This window comes from Pseudooceanicola aestuariicola (assembly GCF_045763785.1).
Taxonomy (GTDB): Bacteria; Pseudomonadota; Alphaproteobacteria; order Rhodobacterales; family Rhodobacteraceae; genus Pseudooceanicola.
The window spans coordinates 637037-659652 of record NZ_JBJGSF010000001.1 but is presented as its reverse complement, the minus strand read 5'-3'; the positions used below and the strand labels follow the sequence as shown (position 1 = coordinate 659652).

14 protein-coding genes are annotated in these 22616 nt (G+C 61.5%); 5 read left to right on the top strand and 9 right to left on the bottom strand.

From position 1 onward, the window contains the following. Nucleotides 1-111 precede the first annotated feature (111 nt). The 3 genes from ACI3GR_RS02995 to ACI3GR_RS02985 are packed head-to-tail and all read right to left on the bottom strand — an operon-like array spanning nucleotide 112 to nucleotide 4482. Entirely contained in the window at nucleotides 112-489 is a 378-nt protein-coding gene (locus ACI3GR_RS02995) for a response regulator (RefSeq protein WP_407492482.1), read from the bottom strand. Further along, on the bottom strand, nucleotides 455-3919 hold the full coding sequence (locus ACI3GR_RS02990; protein WP_407492481.1) for a CheR family methyltransferase: 3465 nt from the start codon (nucleotides 3917-3919) through the stop codon (nucleotides 455-457). Before ACI3GR_RS02990 ends, ACI3GR_RS02995 begins: the two co-directional genes overlap by 35 nt. A 26-nt stretch (nucleotides 3920-3945) precedes the next feature. Next, nucleotides 3946-4482, bottom strand: coding sequence for a PAS domain-containing protein (locus ACI3GR_RS02985; protein WP_407492480.1), 537 nt, complete (start codon nucleotides 4480-4482; stop codon nucleotides 3946-3948). 223 nt (nucleotides 4483-4705) lie between these two features. On the opposite strand from ACI3GR_RS02985, the gene ACI3GR_RS02980 reads away from it, so the two are divergent. From ACI3GR_RS02980 to ACI3GR_RS02970, 3 genes are read left to right on the top strand one after another with little or no spacing between them, the layout of a single operon-like run. Further along, nucleotides 4706-5755 (top strand): pyridoxal-phosphate dependent enzyme, encoded by a 1050-nt coding sequence (locus tag ACI3GR_RS02980; protein ID WP_407492479.1) that lies wholly within the window; start codon nucleotides 4706-4708, stop codon nucleotides 5753-5755. After that, nucleotides 5748-6911, top strand: coding sequence for a M24 family metallopeptidase (locus ACI3GR_RS02975; RefSeq protein ID WP_407492478.1), 1164 nt, complete (start codon nucleotides 5748-5750; stop codon nucleotides 6909-6911). The genes ACI3GR_RS02980 and ACI3GR_RS02975 overlap by 8 nt, the downstream gene beginning before the upstream one ends. Continuing rightward, on the top strand, nucleotides 6911-7612 hold the full coding sequence (locus ACI3GR_RS02970; RefSeq protein ID WP_407492476.1) for a maleate cis-trans isomerase family protein: 702 nt from the start codon (nucleotides 6911-6913) through the stop codon (nucleotides 7610-7612). Before ACI3GR_RS02975 ends, ACI3GR_RS02970 begins: the two co-directional genes overlap by 1 nt. Before the next feature lie 19 nt (nucleotides 7613-7631). On the opposite strand, the gene ACI3GR_RS02965 is transcribed toward ACI3GR_RS02970, so the two are convergent. The 4 genes from ACI3GR_RS02965 to ACI3GR_RS02950 all read right to left on the bottom strand — a co-directional run bounded on the left by ACI3GR_RS02965 (nucleotide 7632) and on the right by ACI3GR_RS02950 (nucleotide 11818). After that, the gene (locus ACI3GR_RS02965; RefSeq protein ID WP_407492474.1) at nucleotides 7632-8297 is read right to left on the bottom strand and encodes a transaldolase family protein; all 666 of its coding nucleotides are present in this window, start codon (nucleotides 8295-8297) and stop codon (nucleotides 7632-7634) included. 24 nt (nucleotides 8298-8321) lie between these two features. Further along, the gene (locus ACI3GR_RS02960) at nucleotides 8322-9260 is read right to left on the bottom strand and encodes a carbohydrate kinase family protein (RefSeq protein WP_407492473.1); all 939 of its coding nucleotides are present in this window, start codon (nucleotides 9258-9260) and stop codon (nucleotides 8322-8324) included. Then, nucleotides 9253-10815, bottom strand: coding sequence for an ABC transporter permease (locus ACI3GR_RS02955; protein WP_407492471.1), 1563 nt, complete (start codon nucleotides 10813-10815; stop codon nucleotides 9253-9255). Before ACI3GR_RS02955 ends, ACI3GR_RS02960 begins: the two co-directional genes overlap by 8 nt. A gap of 73 nt (nucleotides 10816-10888) precedes the next feature. Beyond that, entirely contained in the window at nucleotides 10889-11818 is a 930-nt protein-coding gene (locus ACI3GR_RS02950) for a sugar ABC transporter substrate-binding protein (protein ID WP_407492470.1), read from the bottom strand. A gap of 187 nt (nucleotides 11819-12005) precedes the next feature. On the opposite strand from ACI3GR_RS02950, the gene ACI3GR_RS02945 reads away from it, so the two are divergent. Together ACI3GR_RS02945 and ACI3GR_RS02940 are read left to right on the top strand one after the other, a co-directional pair. Continuing rightward, nucleotides 12006-12788, top strand: coding sequence for an ATP-binding cassette domain-containing protein (locus tag ACI3GR_RS02945; protein WP_407492469.1), 783 nt, complete (start codon nucleotides 12006-12008; stop codon nucleotides 12786-12788). Between the two features lie 4 nt (nucleotides 12789-12792). After that, nucleotides 12793-13977: an ROK family transcriptional regulator gene (locus ACI3GR_RS02940; RefSeq protein WP_407492467.1), complete on the top strand. Its 1185-nt coding sequence runs from the start codon at nucleotides 12793-12795 to the stop codon at nucleotides 13975-13977. A 40-nt stretch (nucleotides 13978-14017) separates the two neighbouring features. Here the strand turns inward: ACI3GR_RS02940 and ACI3GR_RS02935 are convergent, their stop codons facing one another. Further along, a complete protein-coding gene (locus ACI3GR_RS02935) occupies nucleotides 14018-17512 on the bottom strand; it encodes a TonB-dependent receptor (protein WP_407492466.1) in 3495 nt (1164 codons plus the stop codon). Between the two features lie 17 nt (nucleotides 17513-17529). After that, the gene (locus ACI3GR_RS02930; RefSeq protein WP_407492465.1) at nucleotides 17530-22485 is read right to left on the bottom strand and encodes a beta strand repeat-containing protein; all 4956 of its coding nucleotides are present in this window, start codon (nucleotides 22483-22485) and stop codon (nucleotides 17530-17532) included. Nucleotides 22486-22616: the final 131 nt, after the last annotated feature.

The following is a 22616-nucleotide window of genomic DNA, read 5'->3' as shown; positions in this document are numbered from 1 at the left end:
TTAGCCTATCTTAAGGCAGAATTAATTTTCAACGCTTTTTGGAAGAACCACGCGCTTTTTCCGGTGTACGCCCGACCTGACCCAAGGGGGTTCAGATCCAGCCAATGCCTGTCATGCCTCAGCCGTCATCAGCGCGTTTTTCAGGCGCAGCGGCTCGATCGGCTTCATGCAGGTTTCGGCACCGGGGTACCGTTCGTTGATCTCCAGATCATCCACATGACCAGAGTGAAAGATCAGCCTGACGCCCTTTTCACGCAGCGTATCGGCCAGCGGATAGACCTGACCGTCGCGCAGGTTCACGTCTAGTACCGCTATGTCGGGCACAGTGTCTGCCAGGGCCGTCTTGGCCGAGGATTTGTCAGCGAAGGGGCCGATGACCTCAAACCCCCAGTCTTCGATCATGAACTGAATGTCCATCGCGACAATCGCTTCATCTTCGCAGAGCAATACAGTCTTACTTGGCGTCTTGCCCTCTGAAGCTTGGGACATATTCAAGGGTCATCCTTCGGTTTCTGGCACCAATCGTCGTATCAAGGCGCCCATTCAATTGCATTGCCGAAAGTTGAACCAAGGTGGACCCAAAGCCGGCTTTTTCATCTTGCGATACAACGCCTTCAGTCAAAACTTCGTTCCACGAAAGTATGATTTGGTTTTCGGTTTGGTTATCCCAAGTGACTTCTAGCCGCCCTTTCGCATCGCCAAGGACGCCATATTTGGCGGCATTCGTCGCCCATTCGTGCAGCAGCAGCGACAGCGCGGTCAGTTCCCCGACTTCGACCTGAACGGTGGGGCCTTCGACCTTGATGTCGGCGTGATCGCTGTAAGGGTCCAGCGATGCGTTGACCACGTCGGCCAATGTCAGCGCGGCCCCGCCGGGCGCGCGCTGCGTCATGTCGTGGGACCGGGCCAGCGCCGTGATCCGCAACTGCATTGCATCGACCAGATCACTGACGTTGTCGACCGACCGTCCCACGATGCGCAACATGCCCGAGATGATCGCGAACATGTTTTTGACGCGGTGGTTCATCTCTCTCAGCATCAACTCGCGAACGTCGCGGTCTTCTTGTTCGCGGGTGACGTCGAAGGCCACGCCAAGGATGCGCGACGCGTTGCGGCTGTTCATCCGCTGGCCGACGATCTGGGTGAACCGTGACGTCGCGCCATCGCCCACGGGGCGGAACATCAGATCGATGTGGTCACCGTCCTTGGTGGCCGCGGCGAAGGCTTCGCTGACATAGTCGCGGTCGTCTTCGTGGACGGCCTTGAAGAACGCGCTGGAGGTGATGTTTTCATCTGGCAGCCCGATCAGGGACGTGCCCGTGGCATCGATACGGATGGCGCCGGACGACGGGTCGAAATCCCAGACCGACAGGTTGGACACGTCCAGCGCAAGGCGCAGTCTTTCGCTTTCGCGTTCCAGCGCGTCCTCCAACCGGATCGCGTCGGTGAGTTCCGAGAAGACCAGCGTCGCCCCATCCAATTCACCGTCCCGCGACCGGTAGGGCGTGATCGTCAGCGACCATGTGCGCTCTTCTGCGCGGTCCCAGACACGCATGTGCCGGATTTCCCCGTCCTGCATCACCTCTTGGGTGGCTTCCAGCAGTTCGGTATCCTGACGCAGGGCGCTGGTGACTTCGGTCAGCGGGCGGCCACGGTCGGAATTGCGGAAGGGATAGATTGTCTGGATCGCGTCGGTGTAATTGCGGATCGACATGTCCGCATCGACAACGACCAAAGGCAGCGCGGTCGAAGCAAAGAAGTTCGACAGGTCAGAGTTCGCGACCGACAGTTCATCCACCTTGCCCTTCAGCTCGTCATTGACGGTCGAAAGTTCTTCGTTTGTCGACTGAAGCTCTTCGTTCATCGACATCATTTCTTCGTTCGAACTTTTCAGCTCTTCATTGGCGGTCTCAAGTTCTTCGACCGTGGTGTGCAGGCGCACGCGGGTCGAGCGCAACTCGTCCTCAAGGCTTTGGACGTGGCTGTCCATCGGCAGGACAGACTCGAAATCATCCTCATCTGTCGCGGCGAAGCGGTCGCTTTCGCGGAACACCAGAAGGAAGGTGCCGTCGTTCAGCGGCTCTCCGATCAGGTCGAAGGGCTGGCTGCCGAACTCCGACTGAGCCGTCAGGTCCCGAGAGATCGTGCGTTTCTTGCTCTTGCTGACCTGCCGGATGATGGCAGAGATCGCTTCGCGCACGCCGGGACGCGCGACGGAAGGGGCAAAACTGTTCGAGTCGCCGCCAAGGGTGAAGTCCAAGTATTTGCCCAGACGTCCGGTGGATTTAAGGATCTCGCCAGACGCGGTGACCCGCAGGGTGGCTGGCGCATAGGCTGACAGGATGCGATCGGTGGCCCCACCGTCGCCCCAGTCCAGCCGCTTGGACGGCTCTTCATCATAGCGCGGGCGGCGTCTGTTGGGGACCGTTGACGGCTCTTGATGGCGCAGGTGTAGGGGGTATTCGGGGCGGCTTTTGTTGCGGCGGAAAACGCGGGCAGACTGGTCTATGGCCTGAAATTCGTGGTCATATCGACCGATCGTTTCCGACGGCCCAAGGAACAGAATGCCCCCCGGTTTGATCGCATAATGGAAAATCGGCATTGCGGCCTTCTGCAGCTGCTCGCCGAAATAAATCAGCAAATTGCGGCACGACAGCAGGTCGATGTTCGAAAACGGCGGGTCGCGGACGATGCTGTGGACCGAAAACCGGATCATGTCGCGGATCTTGGACGACACCTGAAAATGCCCATCGCGCGCAATGGTGTAATCGTCCCGCATCCGTTCCGGGATGTCCGCCAGCGCGGCCTGCGCATAGGTCCCTTCGCGCGCGATCCGCAACATCTGTTCATCGATGTCGGTGGCGAAAATCTGGATGTTCACCGACCGCTTTTGCAACCGGCATTCATCCGCGATCAGCATGGCGATGGAATAGGCTTCTTCCCCGCTGGAACAGCCGGGCACCCAGACGCGAAGATCATCTTCGTTGCCGGAGTTCTGGACCATCGGCCTGATCGCCGTTTCGCGCAGCACCTCGAAATGTTCGGGATCGCGGAAAAATCGCGTGACGTTTATCAGCAGATCACGGAACAGCAGTTCGCATTCACTGGGGTCCGAGCGGATGTGCTGCAAATATTGTTCGGCGTTTTGAAGGTTCAGAACCTGAACCCGGCGCTGCACCCGACGTATTAGAGTGGATTGTTTGTATCCCGAAAAATCATGGCCGACGAAATTGCGCACGACGGCGCAGATTTCGTTCAGGTTGTCTTCGATCGTGTTGGCCAGTTTGGTGTCTGTCTGGTCCTGCACGGAATGGGCATAGTATGCGCGGATCGCCTCAACGATTTCGTTCGGTTTCCGGACAAAATCCACAAGGCCAGTGTTCTGGGCCGAGGTGGGCATGCCATCATATTTGGCGGACCGTGGTTCTTGCACGATGCATAGCCCACCGTGTTCCTTGATCGCACGCAGGCCGACGCTGCCGTCAGCACCAGTGCCAGACAGTATCACGCAGGCCGCGAACCGCCCCTGATCCAGCGCAAGGCTTTCGAAAAAGTCATCGATTGGGCGGCGTAACCCGCGCGGCTGGGCGAATTCGGTCAGGTTCAGCACGCCCTTGCTAACCGACAGGCCGACACCGGGCGGAATGATGTAGACATTGCCGCTGCGAATTTCCTCCCCGCCCGACACCTGCCGCACGGACAGGTCGGTATGACGCGCCAAAAGCTCGGCCAGCAGACTTTCGTGGTTCGGATCAAGGTGCTGGATCACGACATAGGCAAGGTTCGCATCCGGCGACGCGCCTGCCAGCATTTCGCGGATCGCCTCTAGCCCCCCGGCAGAGGCACCGATGCCCACGATACAAAGCCGTCCAGCGTCTTCCCCGGTTCTGGTCGTGTCGTTCAAATCTTCGTCGCGCATCGTTATGTCCGGGGATCTTCTGACAATTACTTTTCTGTAAGTGAGAGCTGGGCCATCATGGCCACTGAATCCGCCAGCAATTTGGCCGATCCCATCATTGCCAGACCATATTCCCGGCTGATCTGCTCCAAATCGCTCAGGGCATGGCGCAGCTTTTCGTCGTTCGCGGAAATCGTCGACCGTTGCAGGGCCGAAGTCATGTCGAATTGAGAGGCGAGGATAAATTTCACCTCGTCATCACTGTCCCGCAGCCGCGACATGTAGACGTAGTTGTGGAACGGCGTGCCGTCCTTGCGATAGTTCAGGATTGGAAACCGCCCCGCGTCAGGGCCCTTGCCGTGCACAAAATCATGCAGAGGCGCGCGCATCTCCTCGGTGGTGTTCTCACCCTGCAGGAATCGGCAGTTACGGTTCAGCACTTCATCTTCGGTATACCCGGTCAGGTCGCAAAACGCCTTGTTCACCAAGACCAGCGGCGCGTCTTGGGACGTGTCAGACAAAGCCAACGCAATATGTGATTTGCGCAGGTATTTTGATAGGCGCTCCGGCAGCTCCAAAGTCATGTCCCTCGATTTTGGGGATCCGAAAGATTTAACTATGGGCCAGTCAATTGGCTTGGCAAGGTCGCTTGGGTGTACCAGACAACCTTTTTCACCGGAATATGGCGTACTTGGCCCGGCTCCGCCACGTAAGCAGGCTGTTTTGTGCGGATGCAAACCGCTTGCGCTGCCACCTTCTGTCGTTGCCTATTGGTGCCAATTCTCTTTGACGATAGGCCGAAATGTGATGGATCGCCTCAAAAATTCCCTGCGCGGCACGGGCTACGACCCTGACGGGCTGATGCCGATTGCCGACGCCGCCGGCGTGGCGGACTTGCTGCATCTTTGCCCAATGCATCGGGAAACCCCGCTGTCTGACGCCCCGCAGATCGCATCTTTGGCAGGTGTCGCGGCGGTTCACATCAAGGACGAACGGGCTCGCATGGGGCTGGGCAGTTTCAAGGCCTTGGGCGCGGTTCACGCCATCGCGCGGACTGCGGTCGCGGCGGTCGGTCGGGACGCCGAGGCGCTTGGCAGCGCATTGGCGGGACAGACCTTCGTTGCCGCCAGTGCGGGCAACCACGGACTGTCCGTCGCGGCAGGGGCCCGGATATTCGGCGCCCGCGCAGTCATCTACCTGTCCCAGACGGTGCCCGAGGGGTTTGCCAAGCGTCTCGCCACTTACGGGGCAGAGGTCGTGCGCTCAGGGGCTGATTACGAACAAAGCATGGACGCCGCCATGCAAGCCGCCCAAGACAACGGCTGGACACTTTTGTCCGACAGTTCTTGGGCCGGGTACACCGAAATGCCGCTGCGGGTGATGGAGGGCTATACCCAGATGGCCGCGGAGGCGGTCGCGCAGATCGACACCCCGCCGACGCACATTCTGTTGCAGGCCGGTGTCGGCGGGCTGGCCGCGGCTGTCGCTGCCCACGCACGGCTGGCTTGGGGCGACGCGCCCCAGATCATCGTGGTAGAGCCTGAAGCCGCCCCTGCCCTGATCGACAGCATCCGCGCGGGCCAGATCGTGACGACCGAAGGTCCGGTTTCGTCCATGGGGCGGCTGGATTGCAAGACGCCGTCGATGATCGCGCTTGCCGGCCTGTCGCGAGATGCGGATGAGTTCGTCACCATCTCGGAAGACGTGGCACAAAGCGGCGTTAAGACGTTGGCGGAGCATGGGTTCGACACCACGCCGTCGGGTGGCGCGGGGCTTGCGGCGTTGTTGACCGGGCTTGATCTTGGCCCCGACGCGCGGGTTCTGACGTTCCTGAGCGAAGGGCCCGAAGATGGCTGAGCGGTCGTTGATTTTCCCGGCTGATGAATTCCGAGGCCGTGTCGCGCGCCTACAACATCAGATGACTGCGGATGGTTTGGACGCATTGTTCCTGACGTCTGCCGCGGACATCTTCTACGTCACAGGCTTCCTGACCCGTTTCTGGGAAAGCCCGGCGCGCCCGTGGTTCCTGATTGTGCCCGCCACTGGCGATCCCGTCGCGGTCATCCCGTCGATCGGGGCCGAGTTGATGGGCCGCACATGGGTGCCGACGATTCGCACGTGGGACGCGCCGCACCCTAGCGACGATGGGGTCAGCCTGCTGGTGGATACGCTTTGCGATCTACTGCCCGACACTGCGCGGATCGGTGTTCCGATGGGGTTGGAAACGCATCTGCGCATGCCTATCGGCGACTATGACCGGGTCGCCAAATCTATCGCCCCGCGCCGGTTCGAGGACGCGACCGATGCGGTTCAACGCGTCCGCGAAATCAAAACCGACGCCGAGGTTGAGGCGATCCGAACCGCCTGTACCATCGCCGGACGGGCCTTTGATCGCGTGCCCGAGTTCGCGGCAAAGGGGCGTCCGCTGGACCAGATCTTCCGCGATTTTCAATCGGTGCTTTTGCAGGAAGGCGCGGATTGGGTCAGCTATGTCGCGGGTGGCACGGGGCCTGATGGATATACCGATGTGATCTCTCCGGCCTCGGACACGCCGCTAGAGGTCGGCGATATTCTGATGCTGGACACTGGCGCGGTTCGGAACGGATATTTCTGCGACTTCGATCGCAATTACGCGGTCGGGCCTTCTTCGGACACCGCGCGTCGCGTGCACGATGCGTTGTGGCAAGCGACCGAAGATGTGCTGAATGCCTTGCGCCCGGGCATGCTGGCAAGCGATGTGCACCGCCTCTTGTCCGAAGGTCTGGTCAAGCGCGGCGCGCAGCCCGGCGGGGGGCGTCTGGGCCACGGATTGGGCATCACGCTCACCGAATGGCCGTCCTTCACGCCACTGGATGGCACCCCCCTGCGCGAAGGCATGGTCCTGACGTTGGAGCCGGGCGCCATGACGGATCAGGGCCGAATGTTGGTGCACGAGGAAAACATCGTCATGCGGGCGAATGGCGCAGAACTTTTGTCGCCCCGCGCCCCACTTGAGTTGCCGGAGCTAATTTGATGGCGCAGTTCCCCTATCAGTTGACGGAAAGCCCCCTGCCCGCGATGGGCCTGATCGTGCTGCAGGTGGACGAAACGATCGAACAGGATTTCCGCCGGGCCATCGCCCCTGATGCCGCGCAGTTGTACGTCACCCGCGTCCCGTCCGGAGAAGAACTGACGCCCGAGACCATCGCAGGGATGGAGGCGCAGCTAAGCGCCGCCGCCGCGCTGTTGCCGCCAGCGGTAGAGTTCGACGTGATCGGGTACGCCTGCACCTCTGGCACAGCGCAGATCGGGGCGGACAGGGTGCGCGATCTGGTGACAACCGGCGCGCGGGCCGCACATGTGACCAACCCCTTGACCGCAGCGCTCGCCGCGTTTGAGGACCGCGATCTTCAGCGGATCGGCATCGTGTCACCCTATGTGGATGCGGTCGCGGACAGCCTGCGCAGCGCGGTCCAATCGCATGGGGTGCAAGTGCCGGACATGCTGTCCTTTGGCGAAGAGGTCGAGGCACGGGTCGCACGGATCGATCCACGCTCAATCATCGAAGGGGCGCGGAGCTTGGCAGCAAGGGCCGAGATGGAGGCGATCTTTCTGTCCTGCACCAACCTGCAGACCTACGACATTCTGGATACAATAGAGGACGAGCTTGGCCTGCCCGTATTCAGTTCGAACCAAGTTTTGTCGTGGCATATGAAGCGCTTGGCAGGAATGTGATCCCCTAGCGAAACGCCACTTATTGCGGCCCCTTTGTCGCCTCTTCGAACTGGGCAACGGCTGTTTCGCTCATCCCGTCCGACAACAGCATGTCCGCGACCGCGGCAGAGATGGTAAAGCAATCGTGCCCCATTTCGGCCAAACGGCATAGTTGGTCGGTGTCGCGTAGGGACGCGATCAGAACACGGGTTTTGTTGCCCGGCGATTTCGTCACCGCCAGCATCTGCGCCATGGCGTCGTAAGCGGGCAACCCGGCTTCGAGCATCCGGCCAAAGTAGGGCGCGATGTAATCCGCTCGCAGGCCGCTGGCGACCAGCATCTGTTTGGCGTCATAACAGGCGGTCATCAGGATTGGGCATCCTGCAGCCTTCAGCGCAGGCACCTGCCGGATCGCGCGTTCGACCAGCGGCACCTTGACCACGGTGCGAATGCCGGCCTTTTCGCCAGCCTCCATCAGGGTTTCCACCCACGGCAGGAACGTCTCGGGCGCGCCGTAAACCTGTGCGTGCAACTCCTGCGCACCCAGCGATTGCGCGTGCTGCGCCATCCGGGTCCAGTCGATCTGCGGATAGGTCAGCCCTGCCCGCGAGGCCAGAAGGGGATTGGTGGTGATGCCGGTGAACATGCCGGTCGGCATCAGCCGATCCCAGTCATCGGTGCTGGCGCTGTCCAGATACAGGTCCATGGGGCGTCCTTTCGAAATCTCAGGTCAGACGGCGTCAAGCTCGTCCCGTGTGGGGGGATTGCACCCTGCGCGCTGACAGTTCAAGGCCGCAGCTTGCGCGGCGCGGGTCAGAACCTGCGTCGCCGCATCCGGGGTGATGCCAGCCATCGCCTGTGGCGACAGAAGACCACGATCGCCAAGGGCCACTAGCATGTTCGCCATAAAGGTGTCCCCTGCCCCCACAGTATCGACCAGCGGATTGACCGGAGGGGCGGCGATGTCGACCCGCGTGTCACCAAGCCAAGCGCTGGCGCCTTCGGGACCACGGGTCAGAACGACCATCAGGGCAGAGGTCTTCGCGCGCAGCTGTGCCAGTGCGTCGTCCTGCGCCAAATCAGGGTAAAGGCCGCTCAGGTCTTCATCGCTAAGCTTCAGCAGATGGACTTTGCCCAGAACACGCGTGATGCGGACGCGATAGTCTTCGGGGTCCGCGATAATCGACAGGCGGACGTTCGGATCAACACTGACGAAGGTGCCATTGTCGTAGGCTTGGGCCAGCGTGAGTTCCCAGGCGTCGGCGTCGTCCCCGTCGATTAGGGTCAGCGATCCAGTGTGCACGGCCTGCACACCCATGCCGATACTGTCGGTCAGGAAAGGCACATCGACCGCACGCTCTGCCGTGCCGACCCTTTCAAACATATAGCTGGGGATGCCTGCCGTGACCGTGACCCGCGCCATTGTGGTCGGTCGGTCGTTTCGCCCACCGGTCAGGTTCACGCCCGCGTCGGTCAGGCGCTCTGCCAGCAGATCGCCCCATTGATCGGTCGAAATGGGCGACACATAGCGCACATCCGCCCCTTGCCGCGCAATCGCCACCGCCACGTTGAACGGCGACCCGCCGGGATGCGACACCACGTGTCCGTCCGTCGTGACTTGGTCGATCAGGTTTTCCCCACCAACTGCGATTGAATAGGACTTAGGCATTGGCACCGATCTGCCGCGCACGGTCAAAGATGACAAAGACAAAGGCGCTGGCGGTCAGGACGACCGCGCCCAGCACAAGGAACGGCGTCGCAGTTTGATAGCCCATCAGCGCCAGCAGCGGGATCAGCGCGACGAAGAGACCTGCTAGAACCAGCGTGGTGACATGGGTGCTGCGGAAGATATTCACCGCGGCCAGCACCAGAACAATCGCCAGCAGGTAAGTACCAATGGCATTTGCCTGAATGGCGGCGGTGGCAGCGGTGATCGCATCAGGCTCCATCAGGCGGACCGTATGGCCGGGGGCCAACGCGTCGCCTGCGTCACGCAGGGACTGCGCGGCGCCATGTTCGCCAAGCGCGATTTTGGCGCGCAGCCAGACAGAGGCGGGCGTCATGAATGTCAGAAACGCCATGAAGGCACCGACGGCCGCCAGCAGTTTGCGCACCGCGTGGGGATCGCGCGATTGGCGGACGATGTCGATGCCTACGGCGATTAGGATGATGCCGCCGGTTACGACCATCTGCCAGAAGGTGTTCAGCTGCGCCAAGGTGAGGCCGTTGTTGATCAGCTTTAGCAGGATCACCCCCATGAAAGTGCCCCACAGCGACCCGCGGCCACCGAACAGAGACGTGCCGCCGATGACCACGGCTGCGATCGCGTCCAGTTCCCACATCTGGCCATAATCGGATTTCGCGTAAGGGGCCCGACCAAGGAACAGCAGCGCGCCGAAGGCAGCGGCAAAAGACCCGAACATATAGGTCATCAGCGTGTAGCGTTTCGTGTTGATCCCCGCCTGACGCGCACCCGGTTCATTCGATCCGATGGCATAAACGTAGCGGCCATAGCGCGTGTTGGCGACGATCACGGCCAACACGATGAAGAAGGCGATGAAGATCAGCATCGACATCTGGAAGGTTCGGAAAAAGTTCAGCCAGTTCGCATCGACAAACGCACCAAGGCTTTCGGAAAACCCGGAAAGCTCGCCAGCGCGGTAGGCTTCGCGCAGACCCGAAAATGGATTGTAGCGACCGAAGTAATCGAAGGCCTCGGGCAGTTTTGGTGTCGCCTGCGCGTTGGTGGTCAAATGCCCCGTGCCGCGCCAGATCGACAGGCCGGCAAGGGTCACGATGAACGCGGGCATCCCGAAGTAGGCGACCAGCGTGCCGTTGAACGCGCCGACCAACAGGCCGATGCCCAGTCCGGTCATGATGGCCAATGCCGGGGGAAAGCCCCAGAAACTCGCCACGTAGCCTGTCAGCGCAGCCGTCATCCCCATCACGGACCCGACAGACAGGTCGATGCCTGCCGTCAGAATGATCAAGGTCATTCCCCCCGCAACTACGCCGATCGCGGCCGAGTTGTTGAGGATCGTCATCAGGTTGGATGGGCGGAAGAATAGCGTGTTGGCCGTTGCCGCCTCGATCGCGATGCCAAGGACGATGATGGCCAGCAAGGCCCCCGACCATTCCGCCCGGAAGAACCGAACAAGGAGCGTGATCAGGCGGTCCTGAAGCGACAAGGCTTGGGACGACGTGCTGTGCGTGACGTCAGTCATGGCTCGGGTCTTTCTGTTTGATGGGCTTTGGGGGTTTGGCAGGCCACGCCGGGTGGCCTGCCGATGGAATGGATCACTCCATCCCGATCATTTTCTTGTATTCCGCCGAGGTTTCCGGGGTCACAAGGAAATAGCCGGTGTCGATGCGGGCTTCGACCTCTTCGCCACGTGCTGCGGCAGCGGCGGCTTTGATGCCCTGATAGCCCATCTGGTACAGCATCTGCGCGGTGTCAGCATGCACCCAGCCTTCGTCCATGGCCACGATTGCGTCGGATGCGCCGTCAAAGCCCACCAGTTTCACGTCACCTGCGCCGTAGCCAAGGTTTTCCAGCGCCGCCTTGGCGCCCATCGTACCGCCATCCCACGCGTTGACGACCATCTTGATGTCGTCACGAGAGTTCAGGATCGCCTCGACCCCTTCCTGGGCCTGTGCGCTGTCCCATTCGGTCGGCACTTCGATCACTTCGGAATTCGGGCGCTGCGCGGTGAAGGTTTCCATGAACCCGTTCTTTCGCTCTTGCCCCGTGGATTGCGCCTGATTGCCCGTCACATAGATGATCGCGTCGCCATCTTCGACAAGACCTGCGGCGGCGTTGCCCTGTTCCTTCGCCACGGCAAAGTTGTCGGTCGCCACGAATGAAGTGACATCGGCACCGGACACGCCCGTGTCGATAGCGATGACGGGGATGCCGGCTTCCATTGCGTCTTGAACGGCAGGCGCGATGCCCGAGCTATCAACCGGCGCAACGCCGATGGCCTTAGCCCCCTGAGAGACGAGGTTTTCGAAAACTTCCAACTGGCTGGACAGATCGCCCTGGAACGACGGGCCGACGGACACCAGTTCGACGCCCTCTTCGGCGGCGGCGTCTGCTGCGCCTTGGTTGATCATCATCCAGCCCGCGTTGGTGGCCGACTTGGTGATGTATCCGATGACGTCCTGCGCCTGCACGGCGGTGCTTGCCATCAGGGCAGCAAAGGCCGCACCGGCAAGGGTGAATTTCATGTTCATAGACTTTCCTCCACTGGCCGGCCCCCCTCCGGGCGCGGCTCCTGACGCCAGAAAAGACCGAATCCGGCGATTAGAGTCAATAACTAAATCAACTTGATTTATCTATTGACAGATTGGCGCTGACCGTGACTTCTAAGGCCCAAGTGCGCCGCGGCCCTATCTGCGCGCAAAGGGAGGTGACATGTCCGAGACGCGGAAAATCATTCTGGAAACCAAAAGGTTGACCAAGCACTATGGCGGCGTTCAGGCGTTGAATGACGCGGATTTCAAGATGTACGCGGACGAACATATCGCCATTGTCGGCGATAACGGCGCGGGAAAATCCACCTTCGTGCGCAACATCACGGGCGTGGAACAGCGTACCGCCGGTGAGGTGTTCGTCGATGGCCAGCCGGTCAATTTCGCCTCTCCGCAGGAAGCGCGGGATCACGGGATCGAAACGGTCTACCAGAATCTCGCGCTGGCCGATCATCTGGATGTGCCCGCCAATATCTTTCTGGGTCGCGAAACGGTCAAATTCAATCTTGGTCCGCTGTCTTGGCTGGACAAGAAAGCGATGACCAAGCGTTCGAAAGAGCTGCTGGACGAAACCGGGATCAAGATCCCCGACATGCGCCAGCCGGTGGCAGGCATGTCCGGCGGCCAGCGTCAGTGCGTTGCCATCAGCCGCGCTGCGGGCTGGGGATCAAAGCTGATCATCATGGACGAACCGACCGCGGCGCTTGGTATCCAAGAAACCACCCGGGTCGAAAACATCATCCGCGGCCTGAAGGAACGCGGGGTGCCGGTGATCATCATCTCTCATAACCTGCGGCAGGTGTTTAATCTGGTCGATCGGATCGTGGTGTTCCGGCAGGGTCGGATCGCGGGCGTTCTGGACGCGAAAGAAGCCAGCGGCAATGACGTGGTCGCCATGATCACCGGTGTCGATCAGGGTGTGCACGACAACGCCAGCTATATCTGACGCCATGGTCTTTGCCCACAATCCCGATGCACTGGCCCCTGCCCCGAAGGTGCTGGAGCCCTTGCCCGACAACGAACGGCTGATCCTGAGCCTCGTGCGCGAAAACAATGGGATGAGCAAGGCCGAGATCGCCCGCGCCACCGGGTTGTCGGCGCAGTCGGCCACCAATATCGTCAAACGGCTGGAGGCCGAGGGCCTGTTGCGCGCCGGGAAAAGCGTGCGCGGAAAGGTCGGCCAGCCGTCTAAGCCCTATCTGATCAACGCGGATGGCGCGATGACCATCGGCGTCAAAGTTGGGCGCCAGTCGGTCGAAGTCGCCACCATGGGGTTCGATTACCAGATCATCGACCACCGCAGCTTTGGCTACGACTACCCTGTCTACGATACGGTCAGGGCGCATGTGCTGGACACCATTTCGGATTTCATCGGTGCGCTGGATGCGATGCAGATATCGCGCCTTCTGGGGATCGGCCTGGCCATTCCTGATGCACTGAGTTCTTGGGAAAGTGCTATTGGCGCGCCTGCAGGGTCAATGGCGCCGTGGGACACTGCCGATCTGCGGGCAGAAATCGAATCCGCCTTTGGCCTGCCAGTCGCTCAGATGAACGATGCCTCTGCCGCCTGCCTTGCTGCGCTGAAACTGGGCAGCGCGCGGCCCCGGTCGTTTCTGTATATCTACGTGGGCACCTTCGCGGGTGGCGGGCTGGCCTTGGACGGGCGCGTGTACGAAGGACTGACGGGCAATGCCTCTGCTCTTGGATCAATGCCGATGGGTGTTGCGCGCGGCGGGCCTGCTGAGCAGCTGATCGCCCATGCGTCCCTGCAGGATCTGGAAGATATGGCAGAGGTCGCAGGGCTATCCCCAACGGTCTATTATGACGACGCGCCACTAAGTGCCGAGGCTGATCAGATATTGCAGTCGTGGATCGCAAAGGCTGCCCCCGCGCTGGCTTTCACCTTCGTCGCCGGTCAGGCCTTTCTGGATCTTGAGGTCATGGTGTTGGATTCCAGTCTGGCCGATCCCCTGCGCGCACGGCTGGTTGAGGCAACGGTGACCGCGCTCTCTGCCTATGACACAAGGGGCCTTCGTCCCTTCGCCGTGCAAAGCGGCGAAGGCGGGGTGCGAGCTAGGTCTCTTGGCAGCGCGCTGTTGCCGTTTCAGGCCGTGACCGAATTCGACCTTATGTAGTTGGTCCGCGTATTGAACGCGGCATAACCGACGCGGGTTATCAGAACTTGGCCACGACGTTAAGGAACAGGCCCTTATCGTCCATCTTGTTGTCGCGCAGGTCGTCGTTGAAGCGGCCAAAGTTATAACCAACGCCAACTTTGACGTTGTCGCCCGCGTGACGATAGACCGACGCCAACGCGCCATAGTCGGTCGAGTTCGACGACGGCATAACCAGTGTCCGTGCCTCGCCCTGCAGTTCCCATTCCTTGGCCACGTGGTAAGACGCCCGCAGCGCGGCGAAGGCCGCATCGTTGTTGGTATAGCTGCCACCGGCCCGCGGGGCAGATTGGCTCCACCGATAGGCCAGCTTGCCGCCGACCTCCCAGTTTTCGTTCACCTCATAGATGCCGTCAAAACTTAGAATATGGCTGATCTGACGATCGCCGCCGGTGGTCCCATCCGCGCTGACCTGATCCGATCCGGGCATGTCGTACAGGAAAGTATAGCCCATCAGCGCGTTGAACCGGTCGTGCCCCGTGGGACGATAGGCAAAGCCCGCGCTGGATTCGACATAGCGACCGTCAAGCAGGTTGCTTTGCGCGGATTTCGACACCAGCGCATCGGCATTGGCGACAAAACGCCAGTCCTGATTGACCTGATAGCCGAAAGAACCTGCAACCAGATAGGTTTTACGATCCCGGGTCGGGTCGGTCTGATGGTCTTCGAACCCGGCCTCGGCCCGCAGGCTGCCGGTGATGCCGGTGCCGCTGTCGTGCTTCATACCAAGCGACACCGCCAGCCGTTCAAAATCACCGTCGATGTCGTCACGGACGCGGCCTGTCTCTAGCCCGCCGGAATAGCTCCAGAGTTCGGTCGGCGTGTAGGTAACGCCATAGGCCGAGGTCAGAGACCGCCGCTTGCCGTACATGTCGTAGTTGTTTTCGGTGAAATAGCTGACCTGTTCGTTCACGCGCTTTTCCGATCCGACGACAATACCGCCCATGTCGCGACCTCGGAGGGCAAGACCGTCCAACTGACGACCGGGCTCAAGCTCGTATCCCGCGTAGTACCGGCTGTCTTCGTCCGGGCGATAGGTCACCAATGCGCGGGCCCCGACACCCCCTGTCCCGGTCGAGGCTTCGCCCTCAACCGCGACAGTTTGCGATACCGCCGCACGGCCGCCCAAGCCTACGCGGTCATTGCGGGCCAGTCCGCCGCTGCGTTTGACGGTGCCTTGCGCAAAAGCCCAGATGGCGGCGTCTTCGCCGAATTCCTGCGTGACGCGAACACCCAGATCGGTGCGTTCGCCCGTCTTGGTGGCGTTCAAGGGATCGGTCTGGTCCAGATGGCGCAGGCCAGTTTCCAGCAGAAGGCTTTCGTTCAACTGGAAAGCCAGATCGACAGACCCGTCACGCGATTGCAGGCTCCCGGTTTCCGAAAAATCGGTGTAATGGAATTTCACATCCGTGCGCTCGGTCAGGGCAAAGCTACCGCTAACCCCATGGGACCGCTGATCCGCCTTGATGTTTTCCGACAACGTGGTGAAGCCCGCGTCCTTCTGTTCCACAAAGGCGCTAAGCGTGCCGTCGCCATTGGCGGTCACATCTGCAAGGTCGATGGTGCCTTCCACGCGAACGGCGCGGGCCTCGGTCGCGCCCGTGGTTGGCGCGATCGTGTTGTAGGTCAGGCCGCCGTCCGTCGTCACCGCAGACCCAAACCCGGTGCCGGTGCTTTGCGCCATCTCTACGTCGATCTGGGAATAATCGCCCAGCTGCAATCGCGCATCCACGCTGGCCACGTTCAGGTTCGCTGTATCCGTCGTGTCGGTCATCGCGGCCACGCCCAGACGCAGCCGGTCACCGGGCAACCACGTCTCGGCCCGACCGCCTGCTGACGTGCCGTCGATGGACGTCAGCGTGGGCGTGTATTCGTATTGCGCAACAAGGTTGACGTCGTAACTGCCGCCCGGGCCGCCCGACACCACCGACCCGTTGTTGGTCGAGGACGACAGGGGATCGGTCAGGATGACAGTGCCCTGAAAGTAATCAATCCGGTAATCCCGGCCCGCCACCAGTTCGCGACGGCTGACGACGCGTTTCGACACCGGGTCCACGACCTCCAGCGTCAGGGTTTCAGTGCCCGGCATGATGTCCTGACGCTTCAGGAAATAGGCCGATCCGCCCGTGCCGCGCAGCACGTCACGCTGCGGCAGGTTTTCGGGCATCGCCGCATAGGCCGTGAACTTGGAGCTTGCCTCGCCCAAAGGGGTCGCATCGGGCGAGACATAGACGCTTTTGGCGCCGTACAGGTTCCGGCTGCTGTTCAGGTAGCGCGTACCTTCTATCTGATTTCGGAAATCACCCCACATCAGATAGCTGTCGCCTTCGGAGATCTTGGCATACAGCCGCCCCGAGGTCGGCGCATCGTTGATGATGGTCGAGTCGTCACCGTAGGTCAGGTAAACTTCGTTCGGGTTCACGCGATCCAACACGGACCGGGGAGATTTATCGAAGAAACCATCGAACAATTCGTCGATCCCGCGTTCGCCCGTGTCGGCGGCGGCAGTTAATTCGTACCGGCCATCGAATTTGCCTTTGGTGTAGAACGCCAGCCGCCCTTCGGACGTGGTTTTCGTGCCAGCGCCCGTGCCGTCATCGCGGCGGGCAATCGTGACATCGGCAATCACGGTGTAGAACCAGTCGCTGCGGGGTACGGTGACCTCTCGTTCCAGCGTGTAGCCCTGCACGCCGGGGGCCGCCATTTTGACCGCGACGTTGTGATCGCCGTAGCCCACGAACCGCTGCGTGACAAAGCGCCCGTTCGCATCGACGGCGACGGGTTCCCCCATGACCGAGACCTGAGCATTCGGCGGCAGATCGCTGCCCGACACCGTGATGGCGCCCCCCTGCTGGGGGATGCGACGGCGGGCGGTGCGGTCTTCGCCTTCGCCGGGGGCGATGGCCGGGCCGTTTAGCACGGGCCGCGATGGGCTGTCGGATCGGGTCAGCGCCAGAGGATGTGTTTCATCGAACCGACCGTGCGCGTCATAGACCCGCAAAACGTACGAATAGCTGTCCGGCCCATCCGCCGGCATCCGCCATCCCGCGACGCCGTTCGGCGCGATAGGGACGATCGTCACGCGGCCCCGTCCGGTGCCGTCCCTGTCTTCGCGGATCAGCACCTCGCTTCGTGTGATGTGCTTTGGATAATTCATCGACGACAGAAACCGGACCTCTTCGCCCGGCGCGAAATCGGCACGCTGGTCCGCCGTGCGCACGTTCAGGCGGCGCGTGGCAAAGAACTTGTCGTGGGTTACCTTCACCTTGGCGTCACGCAGGTCGATGTCCTGGGCCTGTTCGCGCGCCGTTTGGCCAGCGGTCTGGTTGGCCGTGGCAGAACCGGGATTGATCTTGATGGCAAACCCCGTGCCAGCAATGTCCGCGCCCTGACGGTTCAGTTCCTGCGCAGACGCGACCGGGGCCATGGCCGTGCTGGCCATCAGAACTGCGATAAGGGTGCCGCGCTGGTGGCGGACGATCGTCTTCAATGTCATGGTTCTGCCCCTCATCCTCAGTTCTTCCGAACGAGGTTCTTTTCGACCGTCAGCCTGTATCGGCCGCGTCCGCGCCATCGGGCCTGTATCGCCTCTTCAAAGGCGTTCAGTCGGTCGGTGACCAGCCCACGCGGCTCTGCCCCCGCTTGGTAGGACAGGTCGATCACCGTCGGGGTGTCCGCGATCTGGGTAATCAAGGCGTCGATGGCCTGTTCGACCTCTGCCGTGATGCGATTGGTGGCCGGATCGAACGCGCTGGCGTTCAGGGCGATTTCCACGACATTCGACAGCGATACGCCAAAGTTGACGCGGGCCATCATGCCCTTGGACAGGCGCGTAACGCGGGGGTTTTCGGTGGTGAACCGATAGCCCGTGGGCAGCGAATCCGGCATGACTTTCAGAAGGAAGTTGGTGCCGGTTTCCTTTGCCACCTCGGCGCAGGGAACGTGATAGCGGCCGAACTGGTCGGTCGTGATGATCAGGCCTTTGACCGTTGCAATCCGCGCGCCGGGAATTCCGGCCTCTCCTTCGTCTTGACGACCGTTGCCGTTGGCATCGTCAAAGACCTTACCGATGATGTCAGAGCAGACGAAAGCCGCGACCACATCGTATTCGATGGTAACCGTCGCCGGGGTCAGTTGGACGCCAAAGATATCGATGGCGGTATAGCGGACGGGCGTTGGATTGCCTGCAAAGCCGGAAACGGGGGCGAAGGTGATCGTACCCTTCTGGAGGTCGGGGATCCACGTCCCCTGTCCGCTGACAACCAGCGGATCGCCCGGCGCGGCGGTGCCGATGATACGCAGCGTTGCCGGGTCGAAAATACCAGTGGGGGCTGCGTCATTCGCCAGAACCCGCAATGTCACCGGCGCGCCCAGTATATTGTTGCGCGAGCTATCGTCCTTGAGGATGTCCGCGATATTGTGGCCCGTCAGCTCGACCGTGGCGGTGGCGGTATCGCAGTTCGTCGGGTTGAGGTTTTCGCAGATCGTATAGGGATAAGCATAAGTGCCGGGCGACGTGATCGGCGCGACCGTGATGGTGCCGTCCGGGTTCATCGTGATCGATCCGATGGCCGTCGTGGGGGCCGTGCCAGCCGTCAGCGTGACGTTGGCGGGGACCAGTGCTGCCGCGTTGAAGGTGTCGTTGGCCAGTACGCTGGCCGTCGTGCCGCCGGTGTTCCCGCTCAGGGCAGGCGGCGTGTCGTCAATCGCGTCGATCGGGGCTGCATCAACGACGATCGTAACGGTCGTGGTGCTGCAATTGGCCGGGTTCACGACATCGCAGATCGTATAGCTGAAAGGATAGCTGCCTGCCGTTGTGCCCGCTGCAATCGTGATCGTTCCGTCGGGGTTCATAGTGATCGATCCCACGGTCGGGGATGGCGGCGTGCCGGGGGTCAGCGTAATGTTGGCTGGGTTCACGGCGGCGCCGTTCAGTGTGTCATTTGTCAGAACCGACGGCATCGTGCCCCCGTTCGTCCCGTTGACCGAGGGCGGCGTATCCGCCACCGCCACAATCACGGGCGGGTCCACCACCAGCGTCAGGGTGGCGGTATCGCAGTTGGCGGGGTTCAGGTTTTCGCAGATCTGATAAGGGATCGTGTAGGTTCCGGCGGTGGTTCCTGCGCCGACCGTCACTGTGCCGTCGCCGTTCATTGTCAGCGTGCCGACCGTCGGCGTCGGGATCGCTCCGGGGGTCAGCGTGATATCCGCAGCGTTCACGGCCAGTGTGCTGAGCGTGTCATTGGCCAGAATGCTTGGGCTGGTGCCGCCGACAAAGCCGTTGATCGCGGGGGGCGTATCGTCCACCGCGTCGATGGGTGCGGTGTCGACAACCACGGTGACTGTCGCCGTGTCGCAATTGGTCGGGTTCAGCTTTTCGCAGATTTGATAGCTGTAGGTATAGCTGCCCGCCGTCGTGCCCGGCGCGATGGTGATCGTGCCGTCGGGGTTCATGGTGATCGACCCGGCGGTCGGCGTCGGCGCAGCCCCGGGTGTAAAGTTCACATCCGCCAAGGTGACCGCTGCGCCGTTCAGCGTGTCGTTGCTCAGTACCGATGGCATCGTGCCGCCAAGCGATCCGTTGACCGAAGTCGGCGTTACATCCACCGCATCGAGCGGGGCCGCGCCGACGATGATCGTCGTCGTCGCCGTGTCGCAGTTGGCCGGGTTCAGCGTTTCACAGATCGTATAATTGAACGGATAGCTGCCCGCCGTCGTCCCGGCTGATACCGTTACGGTCCCATCCGCATTCATCGTAATGGCGCCAGCGGTCGGCGAAGGCGCAGTGCCGGGTGTCAGATCGACCGCGGCAAGGCTGACACCCGCCCCGTTCAGCGTATCGTTCCCCAAGACGCTGGTCGTGCTGCCACCATTGGTGCCGTTGATTGCCCCGGGGGTGTCATTGACCGCGTCGATGGGCGCTGTGCCAAAGCTGATCAGCGTGGTGTCGCCATTGTTCGGCCCCGGTCCGGGCGTGCCGGTACCGTCCCCGTCGCCCGGGTTCCCGCTATCGGACAGGTCGGTGACCGGCGTACCGCCAGCGGTCTGGCCTGCGCCTGTCGCCTGGTTCGACACGTTGCCGCCAGCCACATCGGCGGCGACCAGAGTGTAGGTGGCGGTGTAGGTCCAGGTCTCGGACTGTTCGAGGATGGAGTTCGCGTTGGTGTCACCGCTGACATAGGCCGGAACGGGCGTGGTGCCCGCGCCCGTGAAGCCCGTTTCGGTCAGGGTAATCGTGTTCAGCGGAAGCGCCGACAGGTTGGTGACGGTATATGTGTAGGTGATCGTCTCACCCACCTGCCCGTTCGTATCGGCGGTGCTGTCGTCATTGAAGACAGACGTTTTCACCACGCCCATTCCCGGCGTGGCTACGACGACTGTCGCGTTGGCCGTATCGCAATTGGCCGGGTTCAGGTTTTCGCAAATCGTATAGGGATAGGTGTAGCTGCCCGGGGCCGTACCCGGTGCGATCGTGATCGTGCCATCCGTCGCCATCGTGATGGACGGCAGCGGTGCGGCACCGGGGGTCAAGGTCACGTCTGCGGGGACGACCGCCACACCGTTCAGCGTGTCATTCCCCATGACCGAGGCCGTGGTCTCTCCGGCGGTGCCGTCTACTGTGGGCAGCGCATCGTTAATGGCGTCAATGGGTGCGGCGCTGACGGCGATTGTCGCGGTGGCGGTATCGCAATTGGACGGGTTCAGCGTTTCACAGATGGTGTAGGGATAGGTGTAGCTGCCCGCCGTCGTGCCCGCCGTCACAGTTACGGTGCCATCCGCGTTCATCGTGATCGTGCCAGCGGTCGGCGACGGGGCCGCGCCCGGTGTCAGGGTAATGGTGGCAAGGCTTACCGCCCCGCTATTGAGCGTATCGTTGCCCAGAGCGCTTGTCGTGGTGCCGCCATCCTTGCCATTGATGCTGGTCGGCGCATCGTTGATTGCGTCTATCGGCGCGGTGCCAAAGCTGGTCACAGTCACGTCGTCGTTTCCTGTGCCGGTGCCGGGTGTGCCGGTGCCGTCCCCATCGCCTGCGTTGCCACTGTCAGACAGGTCGGTCACGGGGATGCCGCCCTCAGTCTGCCCGCCCGCGGTCGCTTGGTTCGAAACCGTTTGGGTGCCGCCGCCAGAGACGTCCGCAGCCACCAGAGTGTAGGTGGCGGTGTAGGTCCATGTCTCGGACTGCTCCAGGATCGAGTTGCCGTTGGCGTCGCCACTGACATACGTGGGAACAGGTGTCGTACCTGCACCGGTGAATCCCGTCTCGGTCAGGGTGATCGTGTTCAGCGGCAGGGCCGACAGGTTGGTGACCGTGTAGCTGTAGGTGATCGTTTCACCCACCTGCCCGTTCGTATCCGCCGTGATGTCGTCGTTGAAGGTCGAGTTCTTGACCACCCCGATCCCGGGATAGGTGATCGTCACCGTCGCCGCGTTCGAGACCTGACCCAGATCGTTGCGGTAGGTATAGGTGATCGGTGTGGGCGACCCGTCGAAGCTGTCCAGCGGCGTGAAGGTCAGGATGCCCGTCGTATCGTTCTGCGCCCAAGAGCCTTCGCCCGGAACGGAAAACCCCGTCACATCGCCATCCGCGTCCGTCACAATGCCAGTCGCGCCGACGGGCGCGGTCAGGCTGACGGTTTGCAGGCCGAATTCGGACGGCGTCAGGCTGTTGTTGTTCGGGCCGTTGTCGTTGGCCGTTGCGATGGCGTCGTTCAGCAGGATCGACACGCTGGTGGCAGTATCGGGGGTGCCGATTTCGCTATCGTCACTGGCTGCGGGCGCGACGAAGTCCGCGCATTGGTAGTCGAAGGTGTCGAATGACGAATAGGTCGGACTGTCGACGCGGATGAAAAAGTTGTTGTTGGCGGTACGGCCGAAGGTAAAGGTCGAGGTGTTGGAATACCGGATTTCCAGACCGGACTCCGGCTCACTGGCATAGTTCTGGTCACCGATCAGACTGAAGGTTTCAGCTTGGCCTGCGACGGTGCCGAAGTCGCGGCCCGTGGTGGCGGATTTGTCGATCCGGATCCAGTCCACGTCGCCCGAACAGACGGGCACGAAGACGCGTTCGTTGTTCGGGCCGTCCACGTCATTGATCTGAACGTGCACGTCCGCAATCACGGGCACACCGCCCGTGTCCGTGTTGATGTCGTAGGTGCCTGCTTGGTACAGCCGCCAATCGATAAATACGTTGTCCTGCCCGACCGAGGTGATCGACGCTCGAGAATTGGTGGTGGTAAAGTTATGGTTCAGCGTCGCGGTGGTCAGCACGGCGACAAGGTCGATCGTCGTACCGCCGACCGTCCCGGCATTGGTCCAGATCGCGCGCTTGCCCGCGCCGGTCCCCACCTGCGTGGGCGTGCCGACGTTGTTCAGAACAAGGCTTTGTGCCGCTGCTGGAGCTGCAAAGCCAAGTGCGAAAAGGCTAAGCGCAACAAGAAGAAGACCGCGGAACGTCGCTAATGCGCGCATCAGAATACCCGATATGTTGGGCCACCCGAAGGAGGCTGCCGAGACAAGGACTTTTGATGGGAGCGCGAAAGCAAAAACCGACCGGTCGGTTTACCCGACAGGCGAAGACCGCAGAGAAATAGCTGCCAAAT